The sequence below is a fragment of the Prevotella sp. HMSC073D09 genome (assembly GCF_001814145.1).
Lineage (GTDB): Bacteria > Bacteroidota > Bacteroidia > Bacteroidales > Bacteroidaceae > Prevotella > Prevotella conceptionensis.
In genome coordinates, this window is sequence record NZ_KV815107.1 from 76922 (window position 1) to 89551 (window position 12630).

At 50.0% G+C, this 12630-nt stretch carries 7 protein-coding genes; 6 read left to right on the forward strand and 1 reads right to left on the reverse strand.

Translation table 11 applies throughout. The annotated features are described in order from the left end of the window. Positions 1 to 366: 366 nt before the first annotated feature. The gene (locus HMPREF2955_RS15840) at positions 367 to 639 is read right to left on the reverse strand and encodes a hypothetical protein (protein ID WP_139145526.1); all 273 of its coding nucleotides are present in this window, start codon (positions 637 to 639) and stop codon (positions 367 to 369) included. A gap of 550 nt (positions 640 to 1189) precedes the next feature. Between HMPREF2955_RS15840 and HMPREF2955_RS09145 the strand changes: the two genes are divergently transcribed. The 6 genes from HMPREF2955_RS09145 (at position 1190) to HMPREF2955_RS09170 (ending at position 12513) form a co-directional block, all read left to right on the forward strand. Further along, the gene (locus tag HMPREF2955_RS09145) at positions 1190 to 4507 is read left to right on the forward strand and encodes a SusC/RagA family TonB-linked outer membrane protein (protein ID WP_019188220.1); all 3318 of its coding nucleotides are present in this window, start codon (positions 1190 to 1192) and stop codon (positions 4505 to 4507) included. Positions 4508 to 4528: 21 nt separating this feature from the next. Further along, the gene (locus HMPREF2955_RS09150; RefSeq protein WP_070722820.1) at positions 4529 to 6118 is read left to right on the forward strand and encodes a RagB/SusD family nutrient uptake outer membrane protein; all 1590 of its coding nucleotides are present in this window, start codon (positions 4529 to 4531) and stop codon (positions 6116 to 6118) included. A 37-nt stretch (positions 6119 to 6155) separates the two neighbouring features. Next, positions 6156 to 7061: a zinc-binding metallopeptidase gene (locus HMPREF2955_RS09155; protein WP_070722821.1), complete on the forward strand. Its 906-nt coding sequence runs from the start codon at positions 6156 to 6158 to the stop codon at positions 7059 to 7061. Between the two features lie 21 nt (positions 7062 to 7082). Further along, a complete protein-coding gene (locus HMPREF2955_RS09160; RefSeq protein ID WP_070722823.1) occupies positions 7083 to 8411 on the forward strand; it encodes a DUF4302 domain-containing protein in 1329 nt (442 codons plus the stop codon). Between the two features lie 24 nt (positions 8412 to 8435). Next, positions 8436 to 9533, forward strand: a complete 1098-nt coding sequence (locus HMPREF2955_RS09165) for a BACON domain-containing protein (RefSeq protein ID WP_070722824.1) — start codon at positions 8436 to 8438, stop codon at positions 9531 to 9533. Positions 9534 to 10323: 790 nt separating this feature from the next. Further along, complete coding sequence (locus HMPREF2955_RS09170; RefSeq protein WP_070722825.1) at positions 10324 to 12513, forward strand: glutamine synthetase III family protein; 2190 nt, start codon at positions 10324 to 10326, stop codon at positions 12511 to 12513. Positions 12514 to 12630: the final 117 nt, after the last annotated feature.

Consider the following 12630-nt stretch of genomic DNA (forward strand, 5'->3'; position numbering starts at 1 on the left):
CAAGGTAAAATGGTGCAAAATGCAGTACAAAATGCAGCTAAATGCGAAACAAAAAGCATAAAAATACGCTGAAATTGTATAAACAAAACCTTTACGAACCACGTTTTTAATGGCTCGAAGAGGTAAAATAACCATTAAAAAGGGGGTTTTTAGGGGTAAAAAGCGAGTTGTTGGGCATTAAAAATTATGAGTTGACAACCAAACTAGAAGGGTAAAATGGTGCAAAATGCAGGTTTTGTTCTTAAAAGTAGACATCTTGAAAGGCGTGGAAGGCTGAAGATAGTGCCTGAATACCTACTTTTTACCCCAAATTTTCGCTAGAATGGCACGAAAAATAGAGCGTTGTTGTAAAATAAAAATAATAATTTAAGTTTTTGAGTTTGTGGGTTGATGAGCTTGTGATTTTTGGGGTTGATGAGTTTTGAGTTTGTGGGTTGATGTTTTTTGAGTTCGTGGATTGATGTTTTTGAGTTTGTGGGTTGATGTTTTTTGAGTTCGTGGGTTGATTTTTTTGAGTTGATGGGTTGATGAGTTTTGAGTTTGTGGGTTGATGTTTTTGAGTTGATGGGTTGATGATATTTTGAGTTGATGGGTTGGCGCATTCGTGAGTTGTTGTGTCTTCGTGTGTTTATAATCCATTGATTTGGTTAGTTCTGAACGTTGTATATGAAAGGAGAGTTTATCTAGAGTCGGTATAGCAAAGGCAACAAACCTTTCTGTTATAGGCGCATTAAACCCAAATGGGGGCATTAGGCCGCTTGGCAGATATTTTAAGTTGTTTGCATTGCTGCTTGTTTGTCTTTCGTACGCTTGTGGGGCATCTTGCCAATTTTGTTCTCTCGACGTTGCCTGCTACGCCTTCAAGAATAAGACAGGCAAGATGCCGACAAACAAACAGAATCTGCACAGGCTCCAATGGCCGGCTTGGCCTTAAATAGGCAGCCTGTTGGCCTATGTCACAGCACTATCTGCACACGTACCCGCTACCACAACATCTGCCACATCGTAAATTCTTATAAATTAGCGTTTTTTCTGTTCTGTAACACAAATAGTACTCCTTATCTGTAATATTTCTGCAAAAAGATGTATTTTCCACTTCGTTTTTCTTGCACTATATAAATATGTTTCATACTTTTGCGACTGATATGATACGTATTCATTAATGCTTAACTTAACATGAGGACCAAGTATGAAAAAAAAGCGACTTAGCGTTTTTTGGGCCTTCCTATTTTTGTTTATAGGAACAGTAGTGGCCCAAAGTAAACTCACGGGAACAGTTATCTCGGCAGAAAACGATGAACCCATCATCGGCGCCACCGTCAGCGTGCAAGGCAGTAACGTGCGAACCGTTACCAATGTCGACGGGGCATTCACCCTCAACGTCAACGAGGGAACCACAATCGTCGTGAGCTATGTGGGTATGGCCACACAAACGCTCAAAGCCAAAAACGGCATGACCGTGCGGATGAACCCCAACCAAACCCTGCAAGAGGTGGTTGTGACGGGTATGACCACCACAGACAAACGCCTGTTTACGGGCTCTACCACCAAAATCGATGCGGCCGATGCCAAGATTAACGGTATGGCCGACGTGAGCCGTTCGTTGGAAGGGCGCGCAGCGGGCGTCAGTGTGCAAAACGTAAGCGGAACATTCGGTACGGCGCCGAAGATACGCGTACGCGGAGCAACCTCCATCTACGGCGACAGCAAGCCCCTATGGGTGGTAGACGGGGTGATAATGGAAGACGTGGTGGATGTCAGTGCCGACCAACTCTCTTCTGGTGATGCCGAAACGCTCATCTCATCGGCCATCGCCGGACTTAACTCGGACGACATTGAGAGTTTCCAAATACTGAAAGACGGTTCGGCCACCTCCATCTACGGTGCGCGCGCCATGGCCGGCGTCATCGTCATTACTACAAAAAGAGGAAAGGCCGGACAGGCACACATCAACTACATGGGCGAATATACCATGCGCCTGATACCATCGTACAGACAACTTAACCTGATGAACTCGCAAGAGCAGATGGACGTGTACCAAGACATGGAGCAAAAGGGCTGGCTGAAATATGCCGAGACGGCCAACGCTTCCAACTCGGGCGTATATGGCAAGATGTACCAGATGCTGAGCGAATACAACCCCGTTACGGGGCAGTTTGCATTGGCCAACACACCCGATGCCAAAGCTGCCTACCTGCGCAATGCCGAGTTCCGCAACACAGACTGGTTCAACGAGCTGTTCTCCAACACCGTGATGCACAACCACTCGGTAAGCATCTCGGCCGGAAGCGACAAGGCCCAATACTATGCCTCGCTAAGCGCCATGTTCGACCCGGGATGGACACGCCGAAGCAACGTTCAACGCTATACGGCCAATCTCAACGCCACCTTCAAGCTTAGCAAAAAATTACAACTGAACCTTATCAGCACGGGCAACTACCGCAAGCAGGAGGCACCCGGAACATTAGCTGCCAGCACCAACGTGGTTACGGGCGAGGTGAGCCGCGACTTCGACATCAACCCCTACTCGTATGCCGTAAACACGTCGCGAACACTAGACCGCAACACCTTCTACACCAGCAACTACGCGCCCTTCAACATTCTCCATGAGTTGCAGAACAACTTTATGGACCTAAACGTAAACGACTTCCGCGCACAGGCCAAGCTTAGTTACAAGCCCATCACCAAGGTAGACATCAGCGTGCTGGGCGCAGTGAAATACGCAGGTACATCGCGCGAACACCACGTAACCGAATATTCCAACCAAGCCGAGGCTTACAGGGCGATGCAGACAACGGTTATAAGGCAAGCCAACTCTTACCTTTACCACGACCCCGACAACATCTTTGCGCTACCTTTTAGCGTGATGCCCTATGGCGGTATCATCACGCGCGCAGACAACCGCATGTTCGGCTGGGACTTCCGTGCATCGGTAAGCTACAACGACGTGTTCAACAAAGACCACATTCTGAACACCTACGCCGGCATGGAAACGAACTCGTACACTAGGCACAACACCTGGTTCAAGGGCTATGGCCTGCAATACGACTTGGGTGAAGAGGCCAACTGGGCTTACCAAAACTTCAAGAAAATGCAGGAAGGCGGCAACGACTATTATGGTCTGGGCAACACCAACACACGCAGTGCGGCTTTCTTCGGAAACGTAACCTACTCGTGGAAAGGCCGCTACACCATCAATGGCACCCTGCGCTATGAGGGCACAAACGGCTTGGGCCTGTCGCGCCAGTCGCGTTGGCTGCCCACATGGAACGTGTCGGGAGCGTGGAACGCCCACGAAGAAAGCTGGTTCGACCAAAAGTTGGGCAAGGTGTTGTCGCACCTCACGCTCAAAGCGTCGTACTCGCTCACAGCCGACCGTCCGCCCGTTACCAACGCCCTCGCCATCATCAAGGCCAATACGCCATGGCGATATAGAACCGGCAACACCGAAACAGGACTTGAAAGGACGAGCCCGGCCAACCCCGACCTCACCTATGAGAAGAAACATGAGCTTAACCTGGGGTTGGATGCAGGATTTCTGAACAACCGCATCAACATGTCGGTAGACTGGTATAAGCGCAACAACTACGATTTGGTTGGCCCCATCCCGACCGACGGCACCGACGGCTTTCTCGTAAAATACGGTAATGTGGCCGCAATGAAGAGTAACGGTGTGGAGCTGAGCCTCTCTACGACGAACCTGAAGACGAAAGACTTCAGCTGGAAAACCAACTTCATCTATTCGTATGTGCACAACGAAATTACCGACTTGAAAGCCCGTAGCCGTATGATAAACTTTATCAGCGGTGTGGGTTACGCTCGCAAGGGCTACCCTTCGCGTGCTTTGTTTTCCGTTCCGTTCATGGGATTGACGGGCGATGGCCTGCCAACGTTCCGAGATCAGGAGGGAAACATCAGCATTACCAACGTGAACTTCCAGGAGTCGGACCCGGAGAAACTGAAATTCTTGAAGTACGAAGGCCCCACGGACCCCACCAACACGGGTAGTCTTGGCAACGTGTTCACCTACAAGGGGTTCACCCTTAACGTCTTCGTCACCTATTCGTTTGGTAACGTTGTGCGCCTTTACCCCGCATTCAAGTCTAGGTATACAGATCTCTCGGCCATGCCCAAAGAGTTCCGCAACCGCTGGCGCACGCCTGGAGACGAGGCGTACACCGACATACCCACCATCGCCACCTTGCGTCAGGTTTACGACAATCCCAATCTGTACAGGGCATATAATGCCTACAACTATTCGGACGCACGCATCGCCAAGGGCGACTTTATCCGCATGAAGGAACTTTCGCTGAACTACGATTTCCCTCAGAAACTGGTGGGGTATCTCGGTTTGCGAACGGCATCGGTTAAGGTACAAGGCACGAACCTCTTCCTAATTTATGCCGACAAGAAACTCAACGGACAAGATCCGGAGTTCTTCAATACAGGAGGTGTGGCCGTACCTATGGCCAAACAATTTACGCTTACGCTTAAGGTAGGACTCTAAACACTCGAAAGGAACACAACAATGAAAAAACAACATATCATCTGTTTGGCACTGGCCACAGGTACAATACTGTTGGGCTCTTGCAACGACTTTTTGAACGAGAACCCCGACAACCGCACGCAGATAGACACGCCCGAGAAGGTGAGGCAGGTTCTTGTTTCGGCATACCCTGAGAACTCGTATTTCGTGATGGCCGAGTACATGTCGGACAACGTGGACGAATATCAGAACCCCAGGACAGACGTCTCGCTAGACGAATACTACCGTTGGAAAGACGCCACCCAAACCAACAACGACTCGCCCGACAGGCTGTGGCGCACATATTACGCGTCTATCGCCAATGCCAACGAGGCACTGAAAGCCATCGACAAACTGGGCGGCCCGAAAACAGAGTTGCTCGCACTGTGCAGGGGAGAGGCCTTGCTTTGTCGCGCCTATGCCCACTTCATGCTCGCCAATATCTTTTGCATGAACTATGGAATGCCCAACAGCAACACGGACATGGGCATATACTATATGTACGACACCGACACGCGCATCGGACAAGTGAACCCGCGCGGAACGGTGGCCGAGGTTTACCAAAAGATAGCTAAGGATTTGGAAGAAGGCCTGCCCTTAGTGGGCGACGCGCACCTTAAAGTGCCCAAGTTCCACTTTAACAAGAAGGCGGCCTACGCTTTCGCCACACGCTTTTACCTCTTCCACGAAGAATGGGAGAAGGCAGTGAAATACGCCAACGAATGCCTGGGCAGCTCGCCCCAAACGTTGTTGAGAGACTGGCGAAGCTACCAAAGCATGACACGCAACATCGAGGCCTACACCCTAAAGTACGTCAACACGGAGAACAAGTGCAACCTGCTTATGCAAAAAGCATATACGGAAGCGGGCCTGTTGTTCAACAACTACTCCAGAGGTAAGAAATACGCCCACGGCCCTTACCTAGACAACAACGAGACGATGTTGGCCAAAAACATTTGGGGAGAGGCCAATTACTGGGACAACGGGCCGTTCTTCTACCGGGTCGGCGCCACAGAAACCTACGACATCACTTGGCGCATACCCTATCTTTTCCAATACACCGACCCCGTGGCGGGCACAGGTTACCAATCTTCGATTATGCCCATACTAACCACCGACGAGACGTTGCTCAACCGTGCAGAGGCCTACATCATGCTTAAGAAATACGACTTGGCGGCGGCCGACCTCACGACGTGGATGCAGAACATCGTCAACACGAACGTGGTGCTTACCCCCACAAGCATTGAGGCATTCTATAAACCCATAGACTACTCGTACAGTGACGACAAGAAGTTGCAGTCCACCATCAAGAAACACCTACATCCCAAGTTCGCCATCGACACCGAGGGTAGCCTGCAAGAGTGTATGTTACAATGCGTGCTGGGCTTCAAACGCATCGAACAGCTTCAAACGGGCGCACGATGGTTCGACATCAAACGCTACAACATCACCGTGATGCGGCGCCTCATCAACGAAAACGGAACGCCCCAGGAGCTTACCGACAGCTTGGCGCCCGATGATCCAAGGCGAGCCATACAGCTGCCGCAAGACGTGAGGGATGCCGGTGTGCCGATGAACCCACGCAATAAATGAGTGAGACAACACCAAACCAACGCTTAACAAAACAGCAATGAAGAAGAATACATTATTATATATCCTCGCATCTGTTATCTGCATAGGGACGATGACGGGGTGCGCTGACGAGAAACTCTCACCCAACAGCGTAATAACTGCCGACAAGCGTACGCCCACACCACTAGACCTTTGGCTCGACCGATATTATGTGTCTACGTACAACATCAATTTCAAGTATCGATACGAAGACATAGAAAGCGACATGAACTATTATACCGTGCCCGCAAGCTACCAAATGGCCATAAAGATGGCCAACCTCGTGAAGTATTCTTGCCTCGAAGCATTCGACGAAGTGGCCGGACCCGACTTCACGAAGGCCAATTTCCCCAAACTGATTTACCTCACCGGCAACTGGGAATACAAGAACAACGGCACATTTATTCTGGGTACGGCCGAGGGAGGAAAGAAAATATTGCTTGCTGGCACCAACTTCATAGACCAGTTCATCCAAAGTGCCGAGGATATCAATACCTATTACCTCAAGACCGTCTATCACGAGTTCACCCACATCCTGAACCAAACTAAGCCCTATTCGGCCGACTTCAAACTGGTTACAGGCTCAGGGTACGTGGCCGACAAATGGAGCGAGAGCCCATACGCCAACACCAACTATTGCTACGAGCATGGTTTCATCTCGGCCTATGCCCAACATTCAGACGTGGAAGACTTCGCCGAGATGTTCTCCATCTACGTTACCAGCTCTCCGAAAAAGTGGAACGCCTGGCTGGATATTGCCAATGCAAAAGGACAAAAGGACAATATCTTAACCAAGCTAGACTATGTTCGGAACTACATGCGTGAATCCTGGAACATCGACATCGACAAACTTCGCGACGTGTACCTTAGGAGAGAAGACGATATCGTAAAGGGAAAGGTAGACCTCACCAACATTTCACTATAACAAAACCTAACGCATACAACAATGAAGAAAATTCATCATATACTTTCGGCACTGCTGACGCTCGCCGTAACGCTGGGTTTGCAATCGTGCCTAAAAGACCAGGCCGACGTGTTCGACAACGCATCGTCGCTGCGCCTGCAAGAGTATCTAGACAAGACGCAGAAAACCCTAGTGGATGCACCCTATGGGTGGGCCTTCGACATCTATCCCGAACGGACACAGGCCTATGGGGGATACGCCTTCACCTTAAAGTTCGACAGAGAGAAATGCAAGGTGCGGAGCGTACTGGACGCAAGTCGCGAAGACGAGTCTTACTATAAAATGACCTCCGAAGTGGGGCCTGCCATCACTTTCGACACCTACAACCCCTTAATGCATTATTTCTCCAACCCGTCGTCGGCCAGATTCCAAGCCTTGAAAGGCGACTTCGAGTTCGTGGTAGACAGTGTGTCGGAGAACCTCATAAAAGTGCACGGCTACCGCACAAAGAACGTGATGTATCTGAGAAAGCTAGACATGCCCGCAGCCAACTATATTAATAAGGTGGACAGTTTCAGCGCAGACTTCACCCCCACTGGGCTTTGGTCTTTTAAAGGCAAGGTGAATGGCACTGATGTTCAGGGCGAACTGGATGCTTCGGAACTGAAACTGACCTACAACTCCGGCCAAAAGGAGGAAACCACTGCCATCGCCTTTACCGACAGGGGCGTTAGAACCTACCGCCCATTGCAAATAGGTGGCACAACCTTCGGCGAGCTTACCTTCAACGCATCCGACTCAACCTATCGGGCCAAGGGCGCCAACAATGAGGAGATAATCCTGAAAGCCGAACAGCCGAAGTGGTTTCCGGCATACGCCAATGCCGCTGGAAAATACACATTGGAGGCCGTCTATTCCCTCAACAACACGGACTACAACGTGGAACTCGATGTCGACTTGAAACTCACAGCCGACTACAAGGGCTACGAGATGGAGGGAGCATTGCTGGGATATAATATCAGGCTGACGTTCGACCGTAAAGAGGAGGCGATGATTGTTGCGCCGCAACAAATAGGAAGATTTCCAGATGGCAACGTATTGATGTTAACAACTTTCTCAACTTCTGCCGGGCGCCTTACCACTTCGCCCAGCGCCTGTTTCTCATTGAAGTGGGACAACGCGGCTAATGCTTACGTTTTCCGCCCCAAAGGGGAATGGGGATACCCCTCATCCGGCTGGTTCTTAGGCGTATACGATAGTCAATGGTCTTTCTTGGGCAATGCCAAGGCACTCAAAGTGCCGAATGCTTACCTCTTCGGTCGCGCATACGAGAGACTGGACCAGTTGCTCAAACTTAAAAGAAGGCAATAATACAAACGTAAAGAGAATATCAATATGAAAAATATTTTCAGAGCATTCCTTGCCGCCGTTGCCCTGTTTGCAACAGTGGCTTGCAGCCAAGACGACAACGTGGGACGAACGTTTGGCGACAAGGCAATCACCATAGACAGCTCGAGCGTCACCTTCACGGATGCACCTTCCACAGGAAGGGTTACCGTAAAGGCCGCAGGTCCCATTACAAAAACGGCCGTTTCCAACGATTGGTGCAAAAGCACGTTCTCCGGAAACGTCGTCACCGTTGAGGCAACGCAAAACACGTCGTTCACTTCTAGGGTAGCTAACCTCACCATTTGGGTTGGCACCGACAGCATTAACGTGCCTGTTCACCAACAAGGGCTGCCCGGATTTACCATAGGAGAAAGAACCCAATACCTGGTAAGCAACAAAGATACCAGCATTGTCATCAGTTTCCGACACATCGATGGGGTATCTGTCACTACCCACAAGCAGGGAGAATGGCTTTCGCCCACAGTAGAGAACGGCAAGGTAATCATCAAGGTGGCCGCCAACAACGGCAACAAGCAAAGAGACGGATATGTTGACATCAGCTCGGGCAGAAGGCTTCCCATACGTATCAACATCCAGCAAAATTGGGATGTAGAAACGCAGATGAACGGCAGTTGGACTTTGACTTACTTTTCAAAATTGGATACCGCTGGCCTTACACGCCAGCAAATAGACTGCACTTTCGACAAGGATTCTATCCGGATAAACAGTGCAAACCACGGCAAGGTGTCCATCCCATTCCGTTTAAAAAAGTCTATTCCCGCCACGTTCATGCTCGACGGTAGCGTCAGATGCGGGGGTAAACTCGACAATTACACGCCGTTGCTCTATCTCGTGGCCGACTACCAAAGGCTTTGGTCGTATCTTACAACGAGCACAACCATAGCTGGTCGTATATTGCCTAACGCCGAAGGGAAACTTAGCATAAGGCCAACTGGTTTCCTTGAAGGGAGGGAAGAACGGCCCATTACGCGCTTTTGTTTCGTGTTGCACGACAATGTGCCGCCAACAGGCATGCCTAAGAACAACAACGGATTTAAATACGTATTGGCCAACTTCTTTTTCCCCGTCTTCGTGAAGAAATAGTAATAGTCCATAACGTTTAACCCCAAATCGGTTCATTAAAGCCTGTGCAGATTTCATTTGATTGTTGAAACTATTGTCTGTCTTGTTCTTGAAGGCGTAGCAGGCTACATAAAGAATAAGACGGGCAAGATGTCGACAAGCGAACGGAAGATAACAGGAAACGATGGACATAACTTAAAATGTTTGATAAGCGGTCTAATGAACCGATTGGGGTTTATTTTATTTATGCCCATGCCGCTTTCGGAGCAAACCGGAAGGCGCGCATGGGCATTTTATGTACCCTAGGTGGCGTTAGTCGTTTTTCCACCTTTTCACTTTTAGGAGTTAAGGAGTTAGGGAGTTAAGGAGTTAAGCCAAATGCCTAGGTTGCGTTAGCCGTCTTTTCACCTTTTCACTTTTAGGAGTTAAGGAGTTAGGGAGTTAAGGAGTTAAGCCAAATGCCTAGGTGGCATTAGCCATTTTTTCACCTTTTCACCCTTTCACCTTTTCACTTTTAGACGTTAAGCCAAATGCCTAGGTGGCGTTAGCCATTTTTTCACCTTTTCACCTTTTCCCCCTTTCACTTTTAGACGTTAAGCCAAATGCCTAGGTGGCGTTAGCCATTTTTTCACCTTTTCACCTTTTCACTTTTTATCTTTCCCCCTTTCCCTTCCCATCATTATGCCGTCAACACGCCACTTTTTCGCGCAAAAAGTTGTACTTTTGCAGGCATAGGGCATCAGCGCGGCAGCATAAGGGCCCACATTCGCCCATCATCAGCACAACAATATAGATAAAAAACATATCGACAATGGCAAACTTGAGATTTGAAGCTGTGGCAGAAGCCTACAAAAAGAAACCGCTGGAAGTGATTACACCCGCCGAAAGACCATCCGAGTTTTTCGCGAAGTACGTCTTCAATCGAGCGAAGATGTACAAATACCTACCCGCCGACGTTTACGAAAAGCTTACCGACGTTATCGACAACGGCACGCGCCTAGATCGTTCTATCGCCGATGCCGTGGCCAAAGGCATGAAACAATGGGCCAACGAAAACGGGGTGACACACTACACACACTGGTTTCAACCCCTAACAGAGGGCACGGCAGAAAAACACGATGCCTTTGTAGAGCCGGATGGAAAGGGTGGAATGATTGAAGAGTTTTCGGGAAAGCTGCTCGTTCAGCAAGAACCCGACGCGTCTTCGTTCCCCAACGGCGGCATCCGCAACACCTTCGAGGCTCGCGGATATTCGGCTTGGGACCCCACTTCGCCCGTCTTCATCATCGACGACACGCTTTGCATCCCCACCATCTTCATTTCTTACACGGGCGAATCGCTCGACTATAAGGCACCGCTGCTGCGTTCGTTGCAGGCCGTCAACACCGCTGCCGCAGCTGTGGCCCAATATTTCTACCCAAAAGTGAAGAAGGTTAGCTGCAACCTAGGCTGGGAACAAGAATATTTTTTGGTTGACGAGAGCCTTTACTTTGCCCGTCCCGACCTGATGCTAACAGGCCGAACGCTCATGGGACACGACTCGGCCAAGAACCAACAGATGGACGACCACTACTTCGGAACAATACCGGAGCGTGTGCAAGCCTTTATGAAAGACTTAGAAATACAAGCACTTGAATTGGGCATACCTTGCAAAACGCGCCACAACGAGGTGGCGCCCAACCAGTTTGAGCTAGCTCCTATATTCGAAGAGGCCAACCTGGCCGTAGACCACAACATGCTATTGATGTCGCTCATGAAGAAAGTGGCACGCAAGCACAGTTTCCGCGTGCTGCTCCACGAAAAGCCTTTCGCCGGCGTTAACGGCAGCGGAAAGCACAACAATTGGAGCTTGTCTACCGATACGGGCGTGCTGTTGCATGCACCTGGCAAGGGTTACGATGACAACCTGCGCTTTGTGGTGTTCATCGTAGAAACGCTCATGGGCGTGTATCGCCACAACGGATTGCTGAAAGCATCGATAATGAGTGCAACCAATGCCCATCGATTGGGCGGGCACGAGGCTCCGCCAGCCATCATTTCCTCGTTTCTAGGCACGCAACTCAGCACGCTGTTGGCACAAATCGAGCGTGCCGACGACGACGAGTGTTTTGCCGTGGCTGGCAAAAAGGGAGTGGAACTAGACATCGACCAAATTCCCCAACTACTTATCGACAACACCGACCGCAACCGCACTTCGCCCTTTGCCTTTACAGGTAACCGCTTTGAGTTTCGCGCCCTTGGCTCGGAGGCCAACTGCTCGTCGGCTCTCATCGTGCTGAACGCTGCCGTTGCCGAGGCTCTCAATAGCTTTAAACAGCGTGTCGACGCACTTGTGCAGCAGGGTGTTGACCTTAAACGCGCCATCGTGAGCGTGTTGCGCGACGACATACGGGCCTGCCGTCCCATCGTGTTCGACGGCAATGGCTATTCGGAAGAGTGGGTGCAAGAGGCCAAACGTCGCGGGTTGGACACGGAAACAAGCTGTCCGCTGGTGTTCGACAGGTATCTCGACGAGGATAGTGTGCAGATGTTCGAGAGCCTGAACGTGATGCGCCGCAACGAGTTGCAAGCCCGCAACGAGGTGAAATGGGAAACCTACACCAAGAAGGTACAGATAGAGGCGCGCGTGCTGGGCGACCTCTGTATGAACCACATCATACCCGTGGCCACGCATTATCAAAGCCGATTGGCCAAGAACGTGCAGAGTATGTTCGGCATCTTCGCCAGCGAAAAGGCGCGCATACTTACTTCGCGCAACGTGAAAATCATCGAAGAGATTGCTCAACGCACGCAAACCATCGAAACGAAGGTGGAAGAACTGGTTGCGGCACGTAAGGTGGCTAACAATATTCAATGTGAAAGAGAAAAGGCAATTGCCTATCACGACAATATCGCACCAAGAATGGAGGCCATTCGCTACGAAGTGGATAAGCTGGAACTGCTGGTGGCCGACGAGCTGTGGACGCTGCCCAAATATCGAGAACTGCTCTTTATAAGGTAGAGGTTACGAGTTGGGGAGTTAACAAGTTAACCAGTTGACGAGTTAACCAGGTTGACGAATTAACAAGTGGACTAGTTAACGAGTTATAGTCAAACAGAATTGGATTTGGAAAGCCAT